Origin of the sequence: Bacillus sp. BPN334, from assembly GCF_008368885.1 — a bacterium.
Classification (GTDB): Bacteria; Bacillota; Bacilli; order Bacillales; family Bacillaceae_G; genus Bacillus_A; species Bacillus_A wiedmannii.
This window is the reverse complement of sequence record NZ_QOZW01000006.1, coordinates 15067-39842: the sequence shown is the minus strand read 5'-3', so window position 1 is coordinate 39842 and position 24776 is coordinate 15067. Positions and strand designations below refer to the sequence as shown.

21 protein-coding genes and 2 other annotated features are annotated in these 24776 nt (G+C 37.7%); of the genes, 4 read left to right on the top strand and 17 right to left on the bottom strand.

The annotated features are described in order from the left end of the window. Nucleotides 1–36: 36 nt before the first annotated feature. Nucleotides 37–2679 (bottom strand): alanine--tRNA ligase, encoded by a 2643-nt coding sequence (alaS, locus tag DN393_RS07010; RefSeq protein ID WP_000811817.1) that lies wholly within the window; start codon nucleotides 2677–2679, stop codon nucleotides 37–39. A 40-nt stretch (nucleotides 2680–2719) separates the two neighbouring features. Beyond that, nucleotides 2720–2939: a binding site (T-box leader), on the bottom strand. 211 nt (nucleotides 2940–3150) lie between these two features. On the opposite strand from alaS, the gene DN393_RS07005 reads away from it, so the two are divergent. Then, nucleotides 3151–3495, top strand: coding sequence for a PH domain-containing protein (locus tag DN393_RS07005; RefSeq protein WP_064474724.1), 345 nt, complete (start codon nucleotides 3151–3153; stop codon nucleotides 3493–3495). A gap of 38 nt (nucleotides 3496–3533) precedes the next feature. Here DN393_RS07005 and DN393_RS07000 read toward each other — a convergent pair whose 3' ends face one another. Beyond that, a complete protein-coding gene (locus tag DN393_RS07000) occupies nucleotides 3534–4601 on the bottom strand; it encodes an AI-2E family transporter (RefSeq protein WP_064474723.1) in 1068 nt (355 codons plus the stop codon). A 176-nt stretch (nucleotides 4602–4777) separates the two neighbouring features. On the opposite strand from DN393_RS07000, the gene DN393_RS06995 reads away from it, so the two are divergent. After that, complete coding sequence (locus DN393_RS06995; protein ID WP_000242555.1) at nucleotides 4778–4990, top strand: hypothetical protein; 213 nt, start codon at nucleotides 4778–4780, stop codon at nucleotides 4988–4990. Nucleotides 4991–5025: 35 nt separating this feature from the next. Here the strand turns inward: DN393_RS06995 and DN393_RS06990 are convergent, their stop codons facing one another. From DN393_RS06990 to cymR, 7 genes are all read right to left on the bottom strand, one after another. Continuing rightward, the gene (locus tag DN393_RS06990; protein ID WP_001053553.1) at nucleotides 5026–5154 is read right to left on the bottom strand and encodes a YrzQ family protein; all 129 of its coding nucleotides are present in this window, start codon (nucleotides 5152–5154) and stop codon (nucleotides 5026–5028) included. An 18-nt stretch (nucleotides 5155–5172) separates the two neighbouring features. Further along, nucleotides 5173–5361 carry a hypothetical protein gene (locus tag DN393_RS06985; RefSeq protein WP_000469281.1) on the bottom strand — a complete coding sequence of 63 codons (189 nt, stop codon included), beginning with the start codon at nucleotides 5359–5361 and terminating at the stop codon, nucleotides 5173–5175. Between the two features lie 127 nt (nucleotides 5362–5488). Next, entirely contained in the window at nucleotides 5489–7825 is a 2337-nt protein-coding gene (gene recD2, locus DN393_RS06980) for an SF1B family DNA helicase RecD2 (protein ID WP_064474722.1), read from the bottom strand. A 96-nt stretch (nucleotides 7826–7921) separates the two neighbouring features. Further along, the gene (locus tag DN393_RS06975) at nucleotides 7922–8581 is read right to left on the bottom strand and encodes a tetratricopeptide repeat protein (protein ID WP_064474721.1); all 660 of its coding nucleotides are present in this window, start codon (nucleotides 8579–8581) and stop codon (nucleotides 7922–7924) included. A 110-nt stretch (nucleotides 8582–8691) separates the two neighbouring features. After that, complete coding sequence (mnmA, locus tag DN393_RS06970) at nucleotides 8692–9807, bottom strand: tRNA 2-thiouridine(34) synthase MnmA (RefSeq protein WP_098102381.1); 1116 nt, start codon at nucleotides 9805–9807, stop codon at nucleotides 8692–8694. Between the two features lie 16 nt (nucleotides 9808–9823). Beyond that, on the bottom strand, nucleotides 9824–10969 hold the full coding sequence (locus DN393_RS06965; RefSeq protein ID WP_149173388.1) for a cysteine desulfurase family protein: 1146 nt from the start codon (nucleotides 10967–10969) through the stop codon (nucleotides 9824–9826). A 35-nt stretch (nucleotides 10970–11004) separates the two neighbouring features. After that, nucleotides 11005–11421 carry a cysteine metabolism transcriptional regulator CymR gene (gene cymR, locus DN393_RS06960; RefSeq protein WP_000704116.1) on the bottom strand — a complete coding sequence of 139 codons (417 nt, stop codon included), beginning with the start codon at nucleotides 11419–11421 and terminating at the stop codon, nucleotides 11005–11007. Nucleotides 11422–11713: 292 nt separating this feature from the next. On the opposite strand from cymR, the gene DN393_RS06955 reads away from it, so the two are divergent. Then, a complete protein-coding gene (locus tag DN393_RS06955; protein WP_064474718.1) occupies nucleotides 11714–13000 on the top strand; it encodes a replication-associated recombination protein A in 1287 nt (428 codons plus the stop codon). 37 nt (nucleotides 13001–13037) lie between these two features. Next, complete coding sequence (locus DN393_RS06950; protein WP_064474717.1) at nucleotides 13038–13679, top strand: RsfA family transcriptional regulator; 642 nt, start codon at nucleotides 13038–13040, stop codon at nucleotides 13677–13679. Between the two features lie 426 nt (nucleotides 13680–14105). Here DN393_RS06950 and DN393_RS06940 read toward each other — a convergent pair whose 3' ends face one another. From DN393_RS06940 to recJ, 8 genes are all read right to left on the bottom strand, one after another. Further along, on the bottom strand, nucleotides 14106–14873 hold the full coding sequence (locus DN393_RS06940; protein WP_000903181.1) for a tRNA threonylcarbamoyladenosine dehydratase: 768 nt from the start codon (nucleotides 14871–14873) through the stop codon (nucleotides 14106–14108). A gap of 210 nt (nucleotides 14874–15083) precedes the next feature. Continuing rightward, nucleotides 15084–16859 (bottom strand): aspartate--tRNA ligase, encoded by a 1776-nt coding sequence (gene aspS / locus DN393_RS06935; protein WP_064474716.1) that lies wholly within the window; start codon nucleotides 16857–16859, stop codon nucleotides 15084–15086. Nucleotides 16860–16871: 12 nt separating this feature from the next. Then, entirely contained in the window at nucleotides 16872–18143 is a 1272-nt protein-coding gene (hisS, locus tag DN393_RS06930) for a histidine--tRNA ligase (protein WP_149173387.1), read from the bottom strand. Nucleotides 18144–18212: 69 nt separating this feature from the next. Then, nucleotides 18213–18443: a binding site (T-box leader), on the bottom strand. 54 nt (nucleotides 18444–18497) lie between these two features. Continuing rightward, nucleotides 18498–18674 carry a hypothetical protein gene (locus tag DN393_RS31450; RefSeq protein ID WP_001242605.1) on the bottom strand — a complete coding sequence of 59 codons (177 nt, stop codon included), beginning with the start codon at nucleotides 18672–18674 and terminating at the stop codon, nucleotides 18498–18500. A 268-nt stretch (nucleotides 18675–18942) separates the two neighbouring features. After that, nucleotides 18943–19383 carry a D-tyrosyl-tRNA(Tyr) deacylase gene (locus tag DN393_RS06925; RefSeq protein WP_001266955.1) on the bottom strand — a complete coding sequence of 147 codons (441 nt, stop codon included), beginning with the start codon at nucleotides 19381–19383 and terminating at the stop codon, nucleotides 18943–18945. A gap of 17 nt (nucleotides 19384–19400) precedes the next feature. Beyond that, on the bottom strand, nucleotides 19401–21584 hold the full coding sequence (gene relA / locus DN393_RS06920) for a GTP diphosphokinase (protein ID WP_064474715.1): 2184 nt from the start codon (nucleotides 21582–21584) through the stop codon (nucleotides 19401–19403). A gap of 210 nt (nucleotides 21585–21794) precedes the next feature. Further along, nucleotides 21795–22307 (bottom strand): adenine phosphoribosyltransferase, encoded by a 513-nt coding sequence (locus DN393_RS06915; RefSeq protein ID WP_000346221.1) that lies wholly within the window; start codon nucleotides 22305–22307, stop codon nucleotides 21795–21797. Nucleotides 22308–22354: 47 nt separating this feature from the next. Next, on the bottom strand, nucleotides 22355–24694 hold the full coding sequence (gene recJ, locus DN393_RS06910; RefSeq protein ID WP_098102379.1) for a single-stranded-DNA-specific exonuclease RecJ: 2340 nt from the start codon (nucleotides 24692–24694) through the stop codon (nucleotides 22355–22357). Nucleotides 24695–24776 lie beyond the last annotated feature (82 nt).

Here is a 24776-nt window from a genome sequence, read left to right as displayed (position 1 = left end):
CTTCTCCTCTCCCTACCATTGTACACTACTATCTCTTTATTTTGAAACAGATTTAACGTACTCTTGTACAAATGCTAAAGCTTCCTCAACTTGCGCTGGGTTTTTACCACCTGCTTGAGCCATGTCAGGACGGCCACCACCGCCGCCGCCACAACGAGAAGCTACTTCTTTCACAAGTTTACCAGCATGGTAACCTTGGCTAATTAAATCTTTCGTTACGCCAGCTAAGATGTTTACTTTATCATCATTTACAGACGCTAATACGACAACTGCAGACTCTAATTTATTTTTCAGGTCATCCATCATCGTACGTAAGTTGTTCATATCTGCAACGTTTACTTTCGCTGCTAATACGTTTACTCCATCAACTGTCATTACTGAATCAGTTAAGTTTCCAGCTTCAATATTGCTTAATTTTGCAGCAAGAGATTCGTTTTCTTTTTGAAGTTGTTTTACTTCAGCAAATAAACCATCCACTCTTGTTAAAATATCTTTCGGATTTGTTTTCATTTTTCCTGCTGCTTCTTTTAATAAACCTACTTGATCATTCATTAATTCGTATGCAGATTTACCAGTTACTGCTTCAATACGACGCGTTCCTGCACCGATACCAGACTCAGCAACGATTTTGAAAATACCGATTGAAGCTGTGTTATCAACGTGACAACCACCGCAAAGCTCTAAGCTGTAATCGCCTACTTGTACAACGCGTACAACATCACCATATTTTTCACCGAATAATGCCATTGCGCCCATTTCTTTCGCTTCTTCAATTGCTTTTTGAGAAATCTCAACATCAATACTTTCCCAAATTTTCTCGTTTACCATACGCTCAATTTTTTCTAATTCGTCAGCTTGTACTTGACCGAAGTGAGAGAAATCAAAGCGTAAACGTTCAGAAGTTACAAGAGAACCTGCTTGGTTAACATGCGTTCCAAGTACATCTTTTAATGCTTGGTGTAGTAAGTGAGTTGCTGTATGGTTTTTCACAACGCTACTGCGGTTTTTCGTGTCGATAATAGCTTTCACAGCCGCATCTTTCGTTAATGTACCTTCTTCAACAACAACTTTGTGTAAGTTTTGACCATTTGGTGCTTTTTGTACGTCTTTTACAAGTACTTTCACGCCGTCAGCAAGAAGATAACCACGGTCTGCAATTTGTCCACCGCTCTCAGCATAGAATGGTGTTACATCAAGCATTAATTGCCCTTCTTCACCAGCTTGTAAGCTATCTGTGTATTCGCCGTTTTTCACAAGTGCAACAACGTTACTTTCTGTTGCAACTGTACCGTAACCAACGAACTCGCTCGCTACTTTCACTTCTCCAAGGACACCGCCTTGAACTTGCATAGAATCAACGTCTTGACGAGCTGCACGTGCGCGCTCACGTTGTTTTTCCATTTCACTTTCAAAGCCTTCCTGATCAACTGTCATACCAGCTTCTTCTGCATATTCTTCAGTTAATTCAATCGGGAAACCGTATGTGTCATATAGACGGAACGCATCTACTCCAGAAATAACAGTTGTTTTTTCTTCTTTTGCTTTTGTGATAACTTCAGCTAAAATTGCTTCCCCATCATGAAGTGTTTCATGGAAACGCTCTTCTTCGTTTTTCACAACTTTTGCGATGAAATCTTTCTTTTCAAGTACTTCTGGGTAGAAGTCTTTCATTACTTCTCCAACAACCGGCACTAATTCAAACATGAATGGACGGTTGATGTTTAATTTCTTCGAATAACGAACCGCGCGGCGTAATAAACGACGTAATACATAACCACGGCCTTCGTTAGATGGAAGAGCACCGTCACCTACAGCAAATGTTACTGTACGGATATGGTCAGCAATTACTTTAAACGCCATATCTTTTTCTAAGTCACCATTACGATACTTCTCACCAGAAATTGATTCTGTTGCGCCAATCATCGGCATGAATAAGTCTGTGTCAAAGTTTGTAGGTACATCTTGAACGATAGATGTCATACGCTCTAGACCCATCCCTGTATCGATGTTTTTCTTAGGAAGCGGTGTATATGAACCGTCTGGATTATGGTTAAATTGAGAGAATACAAGGTTCCATACTTCTAAGTAACGCTCGTTTTCTCCGCCTGGATATAATTCTGGGTCACTAAAGTCATTACCATAAGCTTCTCCGCGGTCATAGAAAATCTCTGTATTCGGTCCGCTTGGTCCTTCACCGATATCCCAGAAGTTTTCTTCTAAACGGATGATGCGCTCTTTTGGAACACCCATTTTTTCATTCCAAATTGTGAATGCTTCTTCATCTTCTGGATGGATTGTAACTGATAGTAATTCTTTATCGAATCCGATCCATTTGTCGCTCGTTAAGAATTCCCAAGCCCAAGTAATTGCTTCTTCTTTAAAGTAATCACCGATTGAGAAGTTTCCTAACATTTCAAAGAATGTATGGTGACGAGCTGTTTTCCCTACGTTTTCAATATCGTTTGTACGAATTGATTTTTGAGCATTTGTAATACGTGGATTTTGCGGGATTACACGTCCATCAAAATATTTTTTTAATGTCGCTACACCACTGTTAATCCATAACAGAGATGGATCTTCATGCGGAACTAGTGATGCACTAGGTTCTACTGCATGTCCTTTTTCTTGGAAAAAGTCTAAAAACATTTGACGAATTTGTGCGCCTGTTAGTTGTTTCATTGTATTTTCCTCCTTAAATATAAAAAACTCCCGCCCCTATAAAAGGGACGAGAGTTAACTCGCGATACCACCCTAATTATGAATTGATTATTATAACAATCAATTCATCACCTCATGGTGCCGTAACGTGGCAAGACGGCAGTGATTAGCTGCTCTCAGGATTAGCTTTCTGTTACCCTTCATTTAAAGCTTCTTTCAGCCATATGGAAGCTTCTCTCTATAAATGGACTGTAACGTACTTTTTCCGTCATTGATTTAATGTATTATATGACTAAATATAATAGAATTCTCTTAAGTTTGTCAATGTAGATAATCATTTATATTGCATTAACCATAGTTATTCTACTATTCATTCTTAACAGCCTTTCCATATATTATGCATTTATTAATAAATTGTACTACCTCTATATTTTTTTCGGAATATTATATTTTTGTCATAATTAAATTATCAATGATAAAGAAGCGAGCAAAATGACAACTTTATTGAACAAGGCTAAAAACATATTAACGACTGACGAAACGATATTATTTTACACTGCATGTTCATTAAATATATTTATTTATCGTTCCGTTGCAAGACCAGGACTGTTAATTTTAACAAACAAACGGCTCTTCTTTTATGGACCAGATGTAAGTAAGAACCCAATATTTGAAGAGTACTCTTTTGCAAACATTTCTAATCTAAAAGTGCAAAAGCGTCTTTTCAGCAATCAAATTATATTTATGTACGATAATGAATGGAAAAAAATAAAACATATTCAAACAAATGATGTAAGCTCTCTCGTTCAACAAATACACGAGCAACTCTCTAAATAATGATAGCCCTCTACTTTTATAAGCAGAGGGCTATCATATTACACATCTTCTTTTTTCCAAAGAGGCCTTACATGAACGATCACCGTACGAATGACCGCTAAAACAGGAACTGATATTAATAACCCTACAATTCCTGCCACTTCTCCCCCAACTAATAATGCAAGCATAATAATAACAGGATGCATACGAAGTGACTTACCAACGATGTAAGGTGATAAAATGTTACTTTCCAAAAATTGCAAAATAGCAATCGTAATTCCCGCCTTAATGAGTAAACTCGTTGATACCGTTGCCGCAATCATCAATGTCGGAATCGCCCCTAAAATAGGACCGAAGTACGGGATTATATCCGTTACCCCAATAATAATGCCGAGTAATAATGGATATTTCATACCGATAAACCAAAAAGAAAGAACAGATACTCCCCCTAATACTAAGCAAACAAATAACTGTCCTCGAATATAACTTCCGAGTGACTTATCAATTTCTTTCGCCAGCATTTGCCCTGTACTACGCCACTTACTCGGGACTAGTTTCCAAAAAATATTATAAAACTCACCGTAATCTTTTAATATGTAAAATACAATGAACGGTATTAAAAAAATAATAAGCAACGAGTCCAATACGCCACGGGCTGTGCTCATCACTTTATTTAAAAGTGATTGTATCTTCGTTTCTACTCCACCAAAAATTTGTTTCACCTTTTCATGAATAAAGGACGGGAAGTTCGCTGTTTGTTCCGTAACGCCATCCATCCAAGAATCATACATTTTTGTAAACTGCGGAAATTGTTCATTAATCTCTTGTAATTGCTTAATAACAATTGGCGTTCCTTTATAAATTCCATAACCAATCCCACCAAAGAAAAGGATGTAAATAAGCAAAATAGCGAGTGTGCGCGGCATCCCTTCTTTATGAATTTTTTCAATTAAAGGATGCAATAAATACGCAATAAAACACGCAATAAGAAACGGTGTAATTGCCACTTTAAATACAAAGATAATCGGTGCCCATAGCGGCTTAATTTTTAAAAAGACAAGCAAACAAAGAAATACAAGTAACAATAACCCTAAACGATATATCCAAATGATTTTAAGATTCTTCACACGAAAAACCTCCTCCACCTTTATTTTGAAAATAAATAGGTTAGGTTATGTGCAAAAGTTTTAAAATCTTTTCGTGCAGACCATACTGTTTTGTAAAGACGTACATATACATAACATAATAAGGACAACCACCCCTGAGAACGCAGCATGAAACAATATAATCAGGAGGGCTCATAATGGTTTTATTTATGCTCGTATTATCAGCACTTTTTATGATTCTTGAATGGGTTTGTATCGGATTTGGTATTTGGAAAGGTTTCTTTATTCGTTCCTCACGAAAAGAAAGGGCGAAGCAATTATTTCATTACGGAATGCTTGGCGTTGGATGTTACGGCCTATCTTATCTCTTCTCTGAAATCGGACTTTTATATTTGCATACAAGTGCATAAAAAAACTCCCTTATAATGAAGGGAGTTTTTTACGCTTATAGATAAGATTTAATCATCTTACGTGCTTTTTTCATATTGCGTTTTGAAAATACATCTTGCTTGCGAGCATATTGATATGCTGCAGCTCCAACACCTAATGCGATTAATGAATTGCGTAGATTCAAAGTAAATCCCCCTTTTCGTTATCCGATCGTTCTTTCGTTCTCATCAAATAAATCATCAAGAGAGCTTAATGAACCATCTTCCTCTACTTGATGTGTATGGATTTTCCCCTTTGAAACCGATAATTCGATATAACAATTCCAGCAATAAAATTGGTTGACACCTATTTTCCCAATGTCTTTCCCTTTGCAATTTGGACAAATGAACATATGGCTTTCATCTCCTTACAGTCTCCCAGATTCTATTCGCCATTATGTCCAAACCGCATTCATTTATACATTGCTGGAGCCTTTCAACGTTATACGTTTGAAAGTTTCACTATATAATTTCACCTTGTTACATGAAATCATACGGTGAAATGTTTTCCACGTCCATTTCTTCGCCATTAACTGTTACCATCTGTACTTCTCCTTGTGATTCTTGCAAACGACCAGCTAAAGTCGTTTGACGCATTGCATCATCAAGGCGATTTACACCGGATTGAAAAGCCGCTTCCTCCCCACAAATAATAAGGAATTTCTTACTCCTTGTAATGCCCGTGTAAATTAAATTACGACGTAACATACGGTAGTAGCTCTTTACAATCGGCATAATAACTATTGGAAATTCACTACCTTGTGATTTATGAATCGAGCAGCAATATGCATGGGTAATTTGATTTAAATCCGGCTTTGTATACGTTACTTCGATTCCATCAAATGAAACGATAATCATGTCCTGTTGCTCAACATTTTCTTTCGCATAAAACACCGAAACAATTTCTCCGATATCACCATTAAACACTTGGCTCTCCGGCTGATTAACGAGTTGCAGTACTTTATCGCCTCTTCGGTATACAACATCACCGTAAGCAATTTCTTTACTCTTTTCCCTTTTCGGATTAAACACTTCTTGCAACGCTTCGTTTAGTACATTAATGCCGGCAGGTCCACGGTACATCGGGGCCAGTACTTGTACATCTCTTGCGCTAAACCCTTTTGTCTTAGCATTTTCACAAACCTTCTTAACAACCTCAACAATTTGAGCTCCTGTACAGCCGATAAATGAACGATCTTTTTGATTTTGCGCTAAATCTGGCGGGAGCGTTCCATTTTTTATCGCATGAGCGAGTTGAATAACAGATGAGCCTTCCGCTTGACGATAAATTTCAGTAAGCTTTACTGTTGGAACTGCACCTGCATTCAATAAATCTTTCAACACTTGTCCAGGTCCTACAGATGGTAATTGATCTTCATCACCTACAACGATAACTTGAATATTAGTCGGCAATGATTTAAACAGCTGATTTGCAAGCCAAATATCTACCATCGAAAACTCATCAATAATGAGTAACTTCCCTTGAACTGGATCGGTTTCATTACGCTGGAAAGACCCTTCTGGCGTCCAACCAAGCAGACGATGAATTGTACAAGCAGGGAGCCCGGTAGATTCACTCATTCGCTTCGCTGCTCTTCCTGTTGGAGCCGTTAATAATATCGGAAATGGATTATCATCACTGTATTCATTCGGATTTAATGATACACCATGCAAGGATGCGTACATTTCAACAATTCCTTTAATAACTGTTGTTTTCCCCGTTCCTGGTCCACCTGTCAATAACATCATCGGCTTATGAAGTGCCGTTTGAATTGCTTCTTGCTGAAACGGTGCATACTGCACCTTCAGCTGTTCTTCAATTTCACCTAACGTCTTTAACACTTCTGCTTCAGGAAATGAAGGGGTTTCCTCTTGATTCATAAGCCTGCGAATAGACTTTACAACACCTTTTTCAGAGTAAAATAACGACGCTAAATACACTCGTTCTTCTTCAATGATGACTTTCCCTTCACTTTGCATCATTTCAACACAACCTATAATATCTTCCTCAGTCACTCTACCTTCTTGATTATTTAAAAGTGACATCGTTTCTCTTACAAGTTGATCTTTCCCCATATAAACATGGCCGAGCTGCAGTGAAACATTCTCTAACGTATAAAAACATCCCGCACGTACACGGTCATCATGATTACCTGATATACCTAACGCACGTCCTATATCATCCGCTCGGCCAAAACCAATCCCGTCCACTTCTTCAATAAGCTGATATGGATTATTACGAATCACTTCTAATGTCATCTCTTTATATTGCTGGTAAATCTTAATAGAAAGCTTCGTTCCAAAACCGTAACCATTTAAAAAACTCATTACTTTCTCTAATCCTTGATGTTCAACAATTGTCTCATATATTTCTTGCGCTTTTTGCTTATTGACAACACCATTTAACGCATCCGGATCATCCATAATTTTAGAAATGGCATGTTCCCCAAGATGATCCACAATTTTTTCAGCTGTACGCTTTCCTATCCCTTTAAATAAATCACTCGCTAAATATTGCACCATACCAGCTTTTGTTTGCGGCAATTCTTTCTTAAACGTTTCAACTAAATATTGTTTCCCATACTTCGGATGGTCTTTAAAATGCCCTGTCAATGTAAACACTTCATCTTCATGCATGCGAGGAAAATGACCGTTTATCATCACTTTTTTTTCATCGTACGTTTCATTCGTCTCAATGACTTTCATACTGACAACGGAATAGAGGTTTTCTTCGTTGTGGAAAATGGTATGAAGAACTTGCGCTTTTATAAACTTTTTCTCTTCCTCAAACAAATCCATTGCATGTTGATTTCCCATCTTTCCTCTCCTTTCCGGTTCGTTTCACTTTAATGAGCAGTACATCCCCCACCTATTTAGATGAGGGATAACTACCCATTAAACTATATTTTCATCTTATTCAGCTTCTTGCTCCAATAAACGAACACCATTACCAGCTAAAAAATGATCTGGCTGAATTTCAGTTGCTTTCTTAAATAAAGTAAGAGCCTTCTCGTTATTTTCTTCAAATACATACGCAACACCTAAATTATAATACGCATCTGCATGCTCTTCATCCATTTCTAATACCTTTTCAAAATAAGGTTTCGCCTCTTGAATATGTTCTAAACGTGCAAAGCAAAGTCCGCACTGGAACACAGCTTCTACATCGTTTTCATCTAATTCTGTTGCTCTTTGTAAAAACGGCAGTGCAAGACGATCATTTCCAAGTTGCACATGTGTAATACCTAACATAAATGTTACATCAGCTGATTGTAATCCCGCTTGCATCGCTTGTTCAAATACAGCCTTTGCCTCTGTAAATTGCTCTTGACCGTAATACACATTTCCTAATCCATAATAAGCAGCCGCAGATTTATCATCTAATTCTAATGCCCGTTTATAAAATAAAATTGCTCTTTCACTATCACCTAGTGCATCTAATAAGTTCGCAAAATTAATGTACCCAAGCGCATCTTTCGGATTTTCTTCGATTGCTTCTGTGAAATTTTTAGCAGCTTCTTCCCAGTTTCCTTCTTGCATATATTGAATACCTGTTTCAAGTTTGTTTGACATGTCCTTCACCTCTACAACAAATTATAACAAAGAATGTATTTTCCAAGCGAACGAAAATTCGCTTTATGTAAAAGAAACCTCTAACCGCTAATCGGCAGAGGCTTCTCATTTTATCCTAAATAATCCAATTTCTTACCACTACGATATACTTCATCAATTGTAGCACCGCCTAAGCACTCATCTCCATCATAGAAAACAACTGCTTGTCCTGGTGTAATTGCACGAATTGGCTCGTCACAAAGAATACGAACTGTATTTTCATCAACGATTTGAACCGTTACTTTATTGTCTTCTTGACGATAACGGAATTTCGCTGTGCACTTAAATTCTTTTTCTTTCGCTTCATTACTTACCCAGCCGATATTCGTAGCAATAACTTCATCACCATATAGAAGTTCGTTATGGAATCCTTGATCAACATATAAAATGTTTTCTTTCAAATTTTTCCCAACAGCAAACCACGGATCACCGTTACCACCAATACCAAGGCCATGACGTTGTCCAATTGTATAGTACATTAAACCGTCATGCTTCCCTTTCACTTCACCAGATAATGTTTGCATCACACCTGGTTGCGCTGGTAAATAGTTGCTTAAGAAATCTTTAAAGTTACGCTCACCGATAAAGCAAATACCAGTACTATCTTTCTTCGCCGCTGTCGCTAAACCAGCTTCTGTCGCCATTTCACGAATTTGCGGTTTCTTTAATTCACCTAACGGGAACAATGTTTTTGATAATTGCTCTTGGCTTAATTGATTCAAGAAATACGTTTGGTCTTTATTATCATCAACGCCGCGAAGCATTTTATATTCGCCGCCTATATAAGCAACGCGTGCATAATGACCTGTCGCTACATAATCAGCACCAAGCGCAATCGCATGCTCTAAAAATGCTTTAAATTTAATTTCTTTATTACACATTACATCTGGGTTCGGTGTACGACCAGCTCGGTACTCATCTAGGAAGTACGTAAATACTTTATCCCAGTATTGTTTTTCAAAGTTTACTGCATAATATGGAATGCCAATTTGGTTACACACTTCAATTACATCATTGTAATCTTCTGTTGCTGTGCAGACACCATTCTCATCTGTATCATCCCAGTTTTTCATAAAAATTCCGATTACATCATAACCTTGCTCTTTTAATAAAAGAGCTGCTACAGATGAATCGACGCCACCGGACATCCCGATGACAACGCGTGTTTCTTGAGGTAGTTTGTTCATCATGTCACCTCCCATGCTAATTTTGTGTTAATCGCTTCACGATTTTCACTGTTTCGTACGCCGCTTTCTCAATTTGCTCTTTCGTATTTCCAAGTCCGAAACTAAAGCGTACGGATGAACGTATTTGATCGGAGTCTTTTCCGAACATCGCTACTAATACATGTGATGGATCAATCGAACCAGCTGTACACGCCGAACCACTTGACACTGCAATGCCAGCTAAGTCTAAGTTCACAAGGAACGGTTCAATGTTCATTCCTGTAAAATTGATATTAAGCACATGTGGTAAGCGATATTCTAAGTTTCCGTTTACCTCGAAAGTAATGTCTTCATTTTTGAAGACAGATACCATTATATCTTTAAACTCTTCATATTGGGCATTTTTTTGCTCACGAGTTTTTTCAGCTAGCAAAATTGCATGTTGCAAACCAACGATACTCGGTACATTTTCAGTACCAGCACGGCGTTTTCTTTCTTGCTCCCCGCCTATTAATAACGGTTCAAATTTCACATTTGCACCAGCGTATAGGAACCCTACACCTTTTGGTCCATTAATTTTATGAGCTGAAATCGATAATAAATCAATGCCGAACTCTTTCACATCTATTTCTACTAATCCGTAAGCTTGTACCGCATCTGTATGAAAATAAGCTTGATGCTCTTTTAGCAACTTCCCTATTTCCGCGATTGGTTGCATCGTCCCGACTTCATTATTCCCAAACATAACGGATACGAGAATCGTCTCTTTTGTTAATGCATTTTGTATGTCAGAAACTTGAACGCGTCCTGTTTCATCGACAGGTAAATATGTCACTTCAAACCCTTCGCGCTCTAACAATTCACACGTATGCAAAATTGCATGATGTTCAATTCGCGTCGTTATAATATGGTTACCTTTATGACGGTTCGCACGTGCTACACCTATAAGTGCTAAATTATCAGCTTCTGTACCACCGCTCGTAAATATAATTTCATTCGGATTCGCATGAATGCTACGTGCACCCGCGCGTCTCGCCTCATCTACTGCATGGCGCGTTTGCCGTCCATAAAAGTGAATACTAGACGGGTTCCCGAATGTTTCTGTCATATATGGAATCATCTTTTCGACCACTTCTGGGTGAGTCGGAGATGTCGCAGCATGATCTAAGTAAATGCGTTCCATTAAATCTCCTTCTTTCCAAATCGTTTCACAAGGAATTAAATGTAAAACATATAGCCCCCGTGATTTTCTTCCTCATAACGTACTAAATCTTCTAACGTTGTACTATCTAATACTTCTTGCACCGCATCACGAACACGCATCCATAATTGGCGTTGTGCCGGTTCCTCTTCTTCTATCATTTCTACAACACTAATCGGACCCTCTAATACACGGATTACATCCCCAGCTGTAATGTTAGCTGGCTGATCAGACAATACATATCCGCCATATGCCCCACGCGTACTCTTTACTAGACGAGCGTTACGAAGTGGTGAAATTAATTGCTCTAAGTAATGTTCCGATAAATCATGTGCCTGCGCAATTGATTTTAAGGAAATTGGACCTTCACCAAACTTTTTTGCAAGATCGATCATAATTGTTAAGCCGTAGCGGCCTTTCGTTGAAATCTTCATCTATTTTGCACCTCTTTTCAAATTTTCACTTCTATTGGTTATATCTTATTTATAAAAGAACACAATTTAAAATCCTATGAAATTATAGCATAATATAGTATTATAAGAAATTTCAACTTGTGTATCAAAATGATAACATAAAATCACATTGAAAAACTCGGAAATTATTACAATTGAAAGAAAAATGAAAATATTTATATTCATTTTTCCCACAAAACAGCATCCTATTTCAAATTCCACTAAAAAAAATGATACGATAGAAAGAGATTATACATTAAGGGAGACGGTAAAAATGAAACAGCCACTCGCACATCGAATGCGCCCTACAAATATTCAAGAAATTATCGGACAACAACATTTAGTTGGTGAAGGAAAAATTTTATGGCGAATGGTCCAAGCAAATCATTTTCAATCTATGATTTTATACGGCCCTCCAGGCACAGGAAAAACATCCATTGCGAGCGCAATTGCAGGAAGTACTGGAACCCCTTTTCGCCTATTAAACGCTGTTACTCATAATAAAAAAGATATGGAAGTTGTCGTACAAGAAGCAAAGATGCATCGACACCTCGTTTTAATTTTAGATGAAGTACACCGTCTAGATAAAGCAAAACAGGATTTTCTATTACCTCATTTAGAAAGCGGACTCCTTACCTTAATCGGTGCAACAACGAGTAATCCGTTCCATGCTATTAATTCTGCTATTCGAAGTCGTTGTCAAATCTTCGAATTACACGCATTAACAGAAGAGGATCTTTTAATTGGCTTAAAACGAGCACTTGAAGATAAAGAAAAAGGTCTCGGTGAATATGATGTAACGGTTACGCCTGAAGCATTACATCACTTTGCAAATGCATCTGGTGGAGACATGCGTTCTGCTTATAATGCACTTGAACTAGCTGTTTTATCTAGCTTTACAACGGACGAAAAAGCTGCGGTAATTACGCTAGAAATTGCAGAAGAATGCTTGCAAAAAAAGAGCTTCGTTCACGACAAAGGCGGTGATGCTCATTATGACGTATTATCGGCATTTCAAAAATCGGTGCGCGGAAGTGATGTAAATGCAGCACTTCATTATTTAGCACGTCTTATTGAAGCTGGTGATTTACAAAGCATTGGTAGACGTCTTCTTATTATGGCATATGAAGATATCGGACTTGCTAGCCCACAAGCCGGACCGCGTACACTAGCAGCTATAGAATCAGCGGAACGAGTTGGATTCCCGGAGGCACGCATACCACTTGCAAATGCTGTTATCGAGCTTTGCTTATCACCAAAGTCAAACTCAGCCTATAAAGCACTTGATGCTGCCTTACACGATTTACGCAACGGTCAAACAGGCGACATTCCAAGTCATTTAAAAGATAGTCATTACAAAGGCGCAGAATCACTTGGAAGAGGCATTGGATACTTATACCCACACGACCATCCAAATGGCTGGGTACAACAACAATACTTACCTGATAAAATAAAAAACAAACAATATTATAAACCGAAAACGACAGGGAAATTTGAGCAAGTACTTTCTACTGTATATGAAAGATTACAAAGTTCGAATAAAACGAAAAATAAAGGGTAACATAAGCGAAAACGTCACCATTATGGAGGCTTCGCTTATGAAAACACGTCAAGATGCATGGACAAAAGAAGACGATCTCCTTTTAGCAGAAACTGTTTTACGACATATTCGCAGCGGTAGCACACAAATAAAAGCATTCGATGAAGTCGGCGATACATTGAACCGTACTTCCGCAGCTTGCGGCTTTAGATGGAATGCTGAAGTACGACCGAATTACGAAGATGCGGTGCAACTTGCAAAAAAACAACGGAAAGAATTAAAACGCTCTGAAGCTAAAATAGAAAAAGAGCATTTCACGAAAACGAAACAACTCGTAATCGATGCCGAGTTTTCTGAAGATATTACGCTAAGTAAACAGGATCTTACCATGCAAAGTGTCATTTCATTTTTGCAAAACTTGGAGCACAATAATCCTTCACTCGCAAAGTTACAAACTGAAAATGATGTATTACAAGCTCAGCTCACTTCCCTGCAAAAAACAAATCATGAACTTGAAGCAAAATTAGCGGTACTCTCAAAAAAACAACAAGCAATCGAAGAAGATTACGCAATGCTTGTTAGAATTATGGACCGTGCTCGAAAACTCGTTTCAGTTGAAGAACAAGAAGAACAGATCGCTCCAATTTTCAAGACAGATCAAAATGGAAATTTAGATATTATATATTCTGCAGAAAATTAAAAAGGATGTCACCTAGTCGGGGTTTCTGACTGTGTGGCATCTTTTTTCTTCGGTAAAAATATATTGTTAAATAAAGTTACATAGATTTATCAGCAAAAATTGACAACAATAAACCTCAAATTCACACAAAGAAACGTCAGGTAATAATTGGATATTCCTCACTTGAATGTTGCTATAAAGATATATGTTTGAAAGGAGATGGTCGCTATTTCATTAATAGTCTTCAAAATAACACTCGGTATTCTCGTTCTAACATTAGGACTTTTTACCATTCAGAGTTTAAAAAAGACTTCCGCCTATAAGTCGGATAAATACGATTATTCTTTATTAGGATTACTTACATTCGAATTATTAGTATTGCAAATATCCATATTTCTTTAATACATATAAAAAAGCATATATCCGAAATGGATACATGCTTTTACTTTATTCTTGTCCTACACGCTTCACTTCAACGTTTTTAATACGTTCACGTACAACGTGACTTGCCATAATTAGGCCTGCCACAGATGGTACGAATGCATTTGATGAAGGTGGTAATTTCGCTTTACGAATTTTTGCATTTTCGTCTGGTACGATTTCTTTACGTACTTCTTCACGAATTACGATTGGGTTTTCGTCAGAGAAGACAACTTTTACACCTTTTTTAATACCATCTTTACGAAGCTTCGTACGAATTACTTTCGCAATTGGATCTGTATGTGTTTTAGAGATGTCCGCAATACGGAAACGAGTTGGGTCCATTTTATTTGCTGCACCCATGCATGAGATAATTTTAATTTTTCGACGTAAGCACTGTTTAATTAAATGAATTTTGAACGTAATCGTATCAGATGCATCTACTACGAAATCCAATCCATGTTTGAAGAACTCTTCATATGTTTCATCAGTATAAAACATTTCTAGTCCAATTACTTCACACTCTGGATTAATGTCTGCGATACGCTCTTTCATTAATTCTACTTTTGAACGTCCTACAGTAGATACTAACGCGTGAATTTGACGGTTTACGTTTGTAATATCTACAACATCTTTATCAACTAATACGAGACGTCCTACGCCAGAACGTGCTAACGCCTCTGCCGAAAATGACCCTACGCCGCCAATTCCTAAAATACCGACTGTACTATTTTTTAATATTTCAAGTCCTTCTTTACCGAAGGCTAATTCATTACGTGAAAATTGATGTAACATTCAGCTCTACACTCCTATTACAAAAATGGTCTATCATGTATTCTAGCGTTTTTCCGACTATTTGTATAGAAAAAGTTATAGAATTCCTAAAAATACATATTTCGAGAAGGAAAGCATAGTGTAAACCGCGCTTTACCTCTTCTCTCAATTATCCATTAAAAAAGTCTAGATGGTATTAGTATAACCATCTAGACCTTATTTTTACTTCTCTTACTTCTCTTCTTTCACGCTCAATTTTAAGCTTAGCTCTTCAAGCTGAGCTTCTGCAACTGGGCTTGGAGCTTCTGTTAATAAGCAGCTTGCGCTTGCTGTTTTCGGGAATGCAATTGTGTCGCGAAGGTTCGTACGGCCTGCAAGTAACATAACAAGACGGTCTAAACCTAATGCGATACCGCCGTGTGGTGGAGTACCATATTCGAATGCTTCTAATAAGAATCCGAATTGCTCTTGTGCTTCTTCTTGTGAGAATCCAAGTGCTTTGAACATTTTTTCTTGTACGTCACGCTCGTAAATACGAAGTGATCCACCACCAAGCTCATAACCGTTTAATACAAGGTCATATGCTTGTGCACGTGCTTTTTCTGGTGCCGTTTCTAATAACTCAACATCTTCACGGAATGGCATTGTGAATGGGTGGTGAGCCGCGAAGTAACGATCTGCATCTTCATCGTACTCAAGAAGTGGCCAATCCGTTACCCATAGGAAGTTAAATTTACTTTCGTCAATTAACTCAAGCTCTTTACCTAGACGTAAACGAAGTGCACCTAAGCTATCTGCAACAACGCTTTTCTTATCTGCTACGAATAGTAATAAGTCACCAGCGGTAGCTTCTAACGTAGTCATTAACACGTTTGCATCTTCTTCACCGAAGAATTTTGCAATCGGTCCTTTTAAGCCGTCCTCTTCCACTTTAAGCCAAGCTAGACCTTTTGCACCGTATACTTTCACGAATTCAGTTAATGCATCGATATCTTTACGAGAATATTTGCTCGCAGCACCTTTTGCATTAATTGCTTTTACTTGTCCGCCACTTTCTACAGCACTTGTAAATACTTTAAAACCACAACCTACTGCAAATTCAGATAGGTCTGTTAGTTCCATTTCAAAGCGTGTATCTGGCTTATCAGAACCGTAACGAGCCATTGCATCAGCATATTTCATACGAGGGAATGGTGCACTCACTTCTACACCTTTTGCATCCTTCATAACTTTCGTCATCATGCGCTCCATCATATCTAAAATTTCATCTTGCGTTAAGAATGAAGCTTCGATATCGATTTGCGTGAATTCTGGTTGACGGTCTGCACGTAAATCTTCGTCACGGAAACAACGTGCTACTTGATAGTAACGCTCAAATCCACCGACCATAAGAAGCTGTTTAAATAATTGTGGAGACTGTGGTAACGCATAGAATTCACCATCATGTACACGACTTGGTACTAAATAGTCACGAGCTCCTTCTGGTGTGCTCTTCGTTAAAATTGGTGTTTCTACTTCTAAGAACTCTTCTGTGTCTAAGAAGTTACGAATTGTTTTCGTTACATCGTGACGCATTTTGAATGTGTTAAACATTGCAGGACGACGTAAGTCTAAATAACGATATTTTAAACGCACATCTTCTGATGCATCTGTATCATCAGCAATAATGATTGGCGTTGTTTTTGCTGCATTTAATACGTTTACTTTCGTTGCTTGTACTTCAATACGACCCGTTGCCATATTGTCATTAATTGCGCCTTCACCACGCTCAACAACTGTACCTTCTACGTGCAATACGTATTCACTACGAATAGTTTCTGCTATTTCTAACGCTTCTTTTGATGTTTCTGGGTTAAATACAACTTGCACGATACCTGTACGGTCGCGTAAGTCTATAAAGATTAATCCACCTAAATCACGGCGTTTTTGTACCCAACCTTTTAATTGAACTGTTTGTCCAACTGCTTCTACTGTTACTTTTCCACATGCATGTGTTCTTTCAGCCACTGTAAGTTCCCCCTATATTAATTTCTCTGCTACGTATGAAGCAAATACATCTAATGCTACTTCTTCTTGTTCGCCCGTTTCCATATTTTTCAAGTTAATGATACCTTTATCTAGCTCATCTTCCCCTAATACAGCTACAAATTTCGCCTTTAGACGATCTGCTGATTTAAATTGTGCTTTCATTTTGCGGTCTAAATAATCTTTTTCAACTGATAATCCAGCTTTACGAAGATCAAACGCAACTTTTGCAGCATGGTCTTTCGCTTTTTCACCAAGCGCTACAACATAGCAATCAATACTATGTTCAATTGGTAATTCGATGTTTTCAGCTTTTAGCGCCATAATTAAACGTTCGATACTCATCGCAAAACCAATACCTGGCATTTCTGGTCCACCGATTTCTTGTACAAGCCCGTTATAACGGCCGCCGCCGCTTAATGTAGTGATAGCACCGAAACCTTCTGCCTCACTCATGATTTCAAAAACAGTGTGTTGATAGTAGTCTAAACCACGTACTAAGTTCGGATCTTTTTCAAACGGAACATCCATCATCGTTAATAATTCTTGAACTTTGTCGTAGTATACTGCCGAATCTTCGTTTAAGTATTCTGTAATAGATGGTGCTGTTCCCATTAATTCATGGTTACGGTCCTTCTTACAATCTAAAATACGAAGAGGGTTCTTTTCTAAACGAGATTGACAGTCAGAACAGAACTCGCCGATACGTGGCTCAAAGTGTGCGATTAACGCATCACGGTGCGCTTGACGGCTGGCTGCATCACCTAAACTGTTTAATACAACTTTAATATTTTTCAAGCCCATGCCGCGGTAAAACTCTACAGCAAGTGCAATTACTTCTGCATCAATTGCAGGATCGTTACTACCGATTGCTTCAATACCAAATTGTACGAATTGACGATAGCGACCTGCTTGTGGTCTTTCGTAACGGAACATTTGACCGATATAGTATAATTTCGTTGGTTGTGTTGCATCACCGAACATTTTGTTTTCAACGTAAGAACGTACAACAGGTGCAGTACCTTCTGGACGTAATGTTAAACTGCGCTCTCCACGATCTTGGAATGAGTACATTTCTTTTTGTACGATATCTGTCGTATCACCAACACCACGTAAAAATAGCTCCGTGTGTTCAAAAATTGGTGTACGAATTTCTTTATAGTTGTAACGACGGCAAATTTCGCGTGCTTGCCCTTCGATATACTGCCATAACTCAACGCTACCTGGAAGAATATCTTGCGTTCCGCGTGGGATTTGAATAGACATATTCAGTTCCTCCTCAAATTGTTTTAATCTTAATAAAAATAAAAAAACTCCCGCCTCTACTGTTTGAACAGTAGGGACGAGAGTATTATACCCGTGGTGCCACCCTAATTGAAGCACGTATGCTTCCACTTTTTTAATAACGCTTAAATGTGCGTTCATCCCTACTAAGCATATATGCCGTTCAAGTTGAAACCTCTAGAGTGTCATTCAATCAGTCATCATGCAGAAATGTTTTCAGCCTAAGACATTTCTTCTCTTTCCATGTGTGTCTCATTTACTCTTCTCTATCAACGGTTATATTCATATGTAAATATAAAATTACTATACGTTTGTTGAGTAGGATTGTCAAGTACTCTAAGAGCGTTCAATCTGCTTCTTTAGACGCTTTACATCTTGAAGAGAAATCCCAAACTCAGAAGCAAGCTCCATTGAAGTATTGTTTTGCTCTTTTGAAATAAAATCATGAAAATTTACGTTAAACAGTTGATTTGCACCATTTGTAACAGAATGCCCTTTTTCATTCATACGCATACGTATATCCCTCACATTCAATATAGATGTTTTACTTTTTATTGTTCCATATTGATGAAAGAGTTATACATAACTGAAACAGCTATTGATTCCAAATAAAGTGAAACTTTAATGAATAGGGGTTTTGTCCATTATGATTCATTATTAACCCTCACTAATCAGGCTTTTATAGGCAGTTGATCTCCCACAAATAGCGAGATAAATGAACAAAATATACAATAAAGTATAAAAAAGAGAGGATTATATAATCCTCTCTTTTTAAGCAACACTATTTACTATCCACAATTAAGGTCACCGGACCATCATTGATTAAAGAAACATCCATCATTGCTCCAAACTTCCCTGTTTCTACATGCAATCCTTGCTTACGAACTTCCTCATTAAAGAAATCATATAAACGCTCTGCATAGTCAGGTTTGGCAGCATCCATAAAGTTTGGACGTCTTCCCTTGCGGCAATCTCCGTATAATGTGAATTGCGAAATTGATAGAACTTGTCCTTCTACATCAAGTACAGAATGGTTCATCTTTCCACTCTCATCTTCAAAAATACGTAAGTTCGCAATTTTTTCTGCAATGTAAGTTGCATCTTTTTCTGTATCTTCATGCGTAATGCCAACTAGTAATGTTAAACCGAACGGAATTTGTCCTACGATCTCACCGTCTACTGTGACAGACGCTTCTTTTGATCGTTGTAAAACAACTCTCATCTTTTCTACACTCCCTATTAATGCATCATGCGTCGTACTGCATAAATTTCTGGAACACGTTTAATGCGTTCTACTACTTTTTTCAAATGCTGTAAGTTACGAATAGAGATTGACATATTAATTGTCGCCATCTTATTACGGTCACTTCTACCAGAAACTGCCGAAATGTACGTTTTCGTCTCTGTAACAGCTTGCAATACTTCATTTAATAAACCACGGCGATCGTAACCTGAAATTTCAATATCAACGTTATACTCAATTTCTTTTTCAGGGCTACCTTCCCACTCTACTTCTAATAAACGTTCTACAGCTTCTTCTGTATGAACATTTACACAATCACGGCGGTGAATCGATACGCCTCGGCCTTTCGTAATATATCCAACGATATCATCACCCGGTACTGGGTTACAGCATTTTGATAAGCGAATTAATAAATTATCCGCACCACTTACTTTAACGCCAGAATCCCATTTTCGAATTTTCATCGGTTTACGAACTTCTTTAACTTCAACAATCTCTTCTTCTTCACGTTGCTTACGGAACTTGTCCGTTAGTCGCGTAACAATTTGTGATGCAGTGATGCCATTATATCCAACTGCTGCAAACATATCTTCTTCATTTGCAAAGTTGAATTTTTCAGCAACACGTTTTAAATTGTCAGGAGCTAACACTTCTTTCATCTCATACTCTAGGCTACGCACTTCTTTCTCAACAAGTTCACGGCCTTTTTCAATATTTTCATCTCTACGTTGCTTCTTAAAGAATTGACGTATTTTGTTTTTTGCATGAGATGTTTGAGCAAGTTTCACCCAGTCTTGACTTGGCCCATACGAATGTTTCGATGTTAAAATTTCAATGATGTCACCTGTTTTTAATTTATAATCAAGCGTCACCATTTTCCCGTTTACTTTTGCACCAATTGTTTTATTTCCAATCTCCGAATGCACGCGATACGAAAAGTCAATCGGAACAGATCCAAGTGGCAATTCCATTACGTCGCCTTTCGGTGTAAAGACGAATACCATGTCAGAGAATAAATCAATTTTTAATGACTCCATAAACTCTTCTGCATTAGAAGCTTCATTTTGCCATTCTAATATTTGACGGAACCATGTAAGTTTCTTCTCTAATGTACCTGTTGTTTCTGCTGTTTTTCCTTCTTTATACGCCCAGTGCGCCGCGATCCCGAATTCTGCAATCTCATGCATTTCTTTCGTACGAATTTGCACTTCAAGCGGATCACCTTTCGGGCCAATTACAGTCGTATGAAGCGATTGATATAGATTCGCTTTCGGCATCGCAATATAATCTTTAAAACGACCTGGCATCGGCTTCCAGCACGTATGAATAATTCCAAGTACTGCATAACAATCTTTAATACTATTTACAACGACACGTACAGCTAATAAATCGTAAATTTCATTGAACTGTTTATTTTGCAGTGCCATTTTACGATAAATACTGTAAATATGCTTTGGTCTTCCAGAAATCTCAGGTTGAATTGCAACTTCTTTTAATTTCTCACGAATACCAGTCATTACTTCATCTAAATATTCTTCACGCTCTGCACGTTTACGCTTCATTAAATTTACAATACGATAGTATTGCTGTGGATTTAAATAGCGAAGTGACGTATCCTCTAGCTCCCATTTAATAGTACTAATTCCGAGTCTATGTGCTAAAGGTGCAAAGATTTCTAACGTTTCATTTGCAATGCGACGCTGCTTCTCTTGAGGCAAATGTTTCAATGTACGCATGTTATGAAGACGATCAGCTAGTTTAATTAAAATAACTCGAATATCTTGAGCCATTGCAATAAACATTTTGCGATGGTTTTCTGCTTGTTGTTGCTCATGAGATTTATATTTAATCTTTCCGAGCTTTGTTACACCATCGACAAGCATAGCAATTTCTTTATTAAATTCCCGTTCAATATCTTCTAATGTAATTTCTGTATCTTCCACTACATCATGTAAGAAGCCTGCTGATACCGTAGCTGGATCCATGTGTAAATCAACTAAAATACCTGCAACTTGAATTGGATGAATAATGTACGGTTCACCCGATTTTCTGTATTGTTCGCTATGCGCATCACGTGCATATCCATAGGCACGTGCCACTAGCTCAATATCTTCATTTGCTAAATATTGACTTGCTTTCTCGAGTACCTGTTCAGCTGTTAGTACCTGCTCATTTGCCATCGAATCACCTTTTATTGAAAATTGACTTTATCTTAATTAAGTAGAATAAATTATATTCTATCATTATAACCTAATGATTGTGAATTGTGAAAAGGAAAAGATTTTACTGACATTTCACCTTATTTTTTTGTGCAATTATACAAAAGTACCCGCTCCTCTCCAAGAGATTCACGGGTACTTTTTATCACCGTAGTTTTACCTATATAGTGATTAGTATTTTTCTAATACTAATACATCGTAACCATCTAACATTTTACGACCATCTAAGTAAGTAAGCTCTACTAAGAATGCAATTCCTGCTACAACTCCGCCAAGTTCTTCAACTAGCTTAATTGTCGCTTCAATTGTTCCACCTGTAGCTAATAGATCATCTGTAATCAATACGCGTTGACCTGGCTTAATTGCATCTTTATGAATTGTTAAAACATCTTTACCATATTCTTTACCGTAGTCAACTGTAATTACTTCACGTGGTAATTTTCCTAATTTACGAACTGGTGCAAAACCTACTTCTAACGCATAAGAAACTGGGCAACCGATAATAAAGCCACGTGCTTCTGGCCCTACTACAACGTCAATGTCTCTTTTCTTTGCATACTCAACGATTGCATCTGTTGCTGCTTTGTATGCTTTACCGTCGTTCATTAACGGTGTAATGTCTTTAAATACAATACCTTCTTTTGGATAATCCGGTACAATTGCGATATGTTGCTTGAAATCCATATTTCTGAATCCTCCTCAGATCTAAAAGGTTTGTAAATACAAATCCTTTACCCTAACTGTTCTACTTCTTTATGATTACGAATCGTTTCAAACCATGTATATAGTTGCTGATATGTGCTATAAACCAATTCTTTTTCTAATTGTAAGTGGTTCATTTTCTCACGATATGTGTTCGATTCAATTAAATCACGCTTTTGTTTTTTGTCTGCCATAAAAATGACGCCATCTTTTATTGTAACAAATTCTAACTCAAAAAACACCTGTGTCATGAAATTTACTGTATCTTTTGACCAACCTTTATGTCGACATAGTTGTTCTCCATATTGTCTTAAAGAAAATGGTGCTTTTTGGCTCAAGAACGAATAGTACCATTTAAAATGTTCCCTCGTTGGAACAGTACTAAATAAATGATTATTCTCTTGATAAAATAGCGTATAAATTCGCGACGGGAACCCCACTTTAAATAAATCTCGTAATTCATCTGTTCCTTTTGGCAAATCAAGTAACACGATGTATTGATCGTCTAAATGAGTTACTTCTGATGCATGCATCATATGCTCTTTATAGTCTTCTAAAGAAAATTTATTCAATACCTCTTCAGAAAAATACACCATCGTTATTTTTTCTTTCGGAAGTTCTGCTACATTCGCTTCTACGTTACGCATACTACGCCAATCAAATAATTGCCACGCCTCTACAGCAATATCTTGCACCATTAATTGCGGCTTCTTAAAATTATTCCATTCATTGATAGATGCCTCCCCTATTACAGATACCTTTGCAACTGGAGAAATTTCTTTCGCATACGTACCAAATCCAAATCCGATTGTATCCAGTGTCGCTTGTCCATCGCGAAGAGCCATTTTCAAATGTGAACCGTCTGATCCGATTGCACGAATACTTTCTAGCTCTGCATCCTTCACTGCAATACGTGGTTTTGGATTTCCAACACCAAATGGCGCTAACTTTTGCATATCTTCAATTGCTGCCAGTGTTACATCCTCCACTTTACAAAAGACATCAACAGCTGTAATTGGAATAAAATCTTCTTCTGTTAAAATTACCTCTGCTTGTTCATTTAAGCGGCGGCGTAATTCATCTACATCATTCATATGTAGCGTCATTCCCGCTGCCATCGGATGTCCTCCGAAATGTGGCAATAACTCTCTACAATCTGACAAGTTTGCAAACAAATCAAATCCTGCAATACTACGTGCTGAACCTTTTGCTGTTTCTTTTACAGGATCAATGCATAATACAATCGTTGGACGATAAAAACGTTCAACTAATTTAGATGCGACAATTCCAATTACACCTGGATTCCAGCCTTCTTTTGCCAGTACTAGTACTTTATTGTCTTCTGGCGGGAAATTATTTTCCACTTCAGCGATAGCTTCTTCTGTAATTTGCTTTACAATATCTTTTCGCAGTTTGTTCAGCTCATCAATTTCTTCAGCCAGCTCTTTTGCTTCTTCTGGATCATCTGATAATAAAAGATGTACAGCCGGCGTAGCATCTTCTAAACGGCCAACTGCATTAATACGTGGTGCGAGTGAGAATCCAATGCTCTCTTCTGTAATTTCACTTTGCGAAACGTTAGCAACTTTAAATAGCGCCTTTAGTCCGATATTTTTCGTCATGCGCATATGCTTTAAACCGCGCTTCACTAGCAATCTATTTTCACCATGAAGTGACACTAAATCGGCTACTGTACCAATTACTGCAATTTCTAATAAATGTTCTGGTACACGGCCTAGTAGTGCATGTGCAACTTTAAACGCAACACCTACACCAGCTAAATAGTGAAACGGATATACACCGCCATCTAATTTCGGATGAATAATCGCAAGTGCTTCTGGCAATTCTGGTGGTGGCTCATGGTGATCTGTAATAATAAGATCTATTCCAAGCTCCTTCGCTACCTTCGCTTCATGCACTGCTGCGATACCAGTATCGACAGTGATAATTAGTGAGAATCCTGCGCTATGTGCCCAACGAAATGCTTCTTCGTTTGGTCCATATCCTTCTGTAAAACGGTTTGGAATATAAAATTCTACGTCTGCACCTAATTCTTGCAAGGCAAGATATAACACAGTCGTACTACTTACTCCGTCCGCATCGTAGTCACCAAATATTAATATTTGCTCTCCATTTTGAATCGCCTTATTTACACGTTCTACCGTTCTATCCATTCCTTCTAATAAAAATGGATCATGAAATTCTTGATTTTCTGTATTTAAAAAATCTAAAATCTTATCTTCTGTATCTAGTCCTCTACCGAGGAATAACGAAACGACAAGTGGTGATAATTGTAATTTACTTGCTAATTCACTCACTCGCTCATTATTATATTCTTTTTCTTTCCAACGCGTCTTCGGTTGTAACACGAAATCACCCCTTAACCTGTTCATTATACAAGACAGATTAAGGGGTGACAATATAATGCAAACTACGATGAAATATCTATAT

Excerpts from the sequence above, each read along its gene's own strand:
- hisS (WP_149173387.1), bottom strand. The coding sequence starts at position 18,143 with ATGTCTATTCAAATCCCACGCGGAACGCAAGATATTCTTCCAGGTAGC.
- DN393_RS06995 (WP_000242555.1), top strand. The coding sequence starts at position 4,778 with ATGGTTTTATTTATGCTCGTATTATCAGCACTTTTTATGATTCTTGAA.
- alaS (WP_000811817.1), bottom strand. The coding sequence starts at position 2,679 with ATGAAACAACTAACAGGCGCACAAATTCGTCAAATGTTTTTAGACTTT.
- DN393_RS06950 (WP_064474717.1), top strand. The coding sequence starts at position 13,038 with ATGAAAACACGTCAAGATGCATGGACAAAAGAAGACGATCTCCTTTTA.
- mnmA (WP_098102381.1), bottom strand. The coding sequence starts at position 9,807 with ATGAACAAACTACCTCAAGAAACACGCGTTGTCATCGGGATGTCCGGT.
- DN393_RS06955 (WP_064474718.1), top strand. The coding sequence starts at position 11,714 with ATGAAACAGCCACTCGCACATCGAATGCGCCCTACAAATATTCAAGAA.
- DN393_RS06925 (WP_001266955.1), bottom strand. The coding sequence starts at position 19,383 with ATGAGAGTTGTTTTACAACGATCAAAAGAAGCGTCTGTCACAGTAGAC.
- relA (WP_064474715.1), bottom strand. The coding sequence starts at position 21,584 with ATGGCAAATGAGCAGGTACTAACAGCTGAACAGGTACTCGAGAAAGCA.
- DN393_RS07005 (WP_064474724.1), top strand. The coding sequence starts at position 3,151 with ATGACAACTTTATTGAACAAGGCTAAAAACATATTAACGACTGACGAA.
- recD2 (WP_064474722.1), bottom strand. The coding sequence starts at position 7,825 with ATGGGAAATCAACATGCAATGGATTTGTTTGAGGAAGAGAAAAAGTTT.
- DN393_RS06985 (WP_000469281.1), bottom strand. The coding sequence starts at position 5,361 with ATGTTCATTTGTCCAAATTGCAAAGGGAAAGACATTGGGAAAATAGGT.
- DN393_RS06915 (WP_000346221.1), bottom strand. The coding sequence starts at position 22,307 with ATGGATTTCAAGCAACATATCGCAATTGTACCGGATTATCCAAAAGAA.
- DN393_RS06975 (WP_064474721.1), bottom strand. The coding sequence starts at position 8,581 with ATGTCAAACAAACTTGAAACAGGTATTCAATATATGCAAGAAGGAAAC.
- DN393_RS31450 (WP_001242605.1), bottom strand. The coding sequence starts at position 18,674 with ATGCGTATGAATGAAAAAGGGCATTCTGTTACAAATGGTGCAAATCAA.
- cymR (WP_000704116.1), bottom strand. The coding sequence starts at position 11,421 with ATGAAGATTTCAACGAAAGGCCGCTACGGCTTAACAATTATGATCGAT.
- DN393_RS06965 (WP_149173388.1), bottom strand. The coding sequence starts at position 10,969 with ATGGAACGCATTTACTTAGATCATGCTGCGACATCTCCGACTCACCCA.
- DN393_RS06940 (WP_000903181.1), bottom strand. The coding sequence starts at position 14,873 with ATGTTACATCAATTTTCACGTAATGAATTAGCCTTCGGTAAAGAAGGA.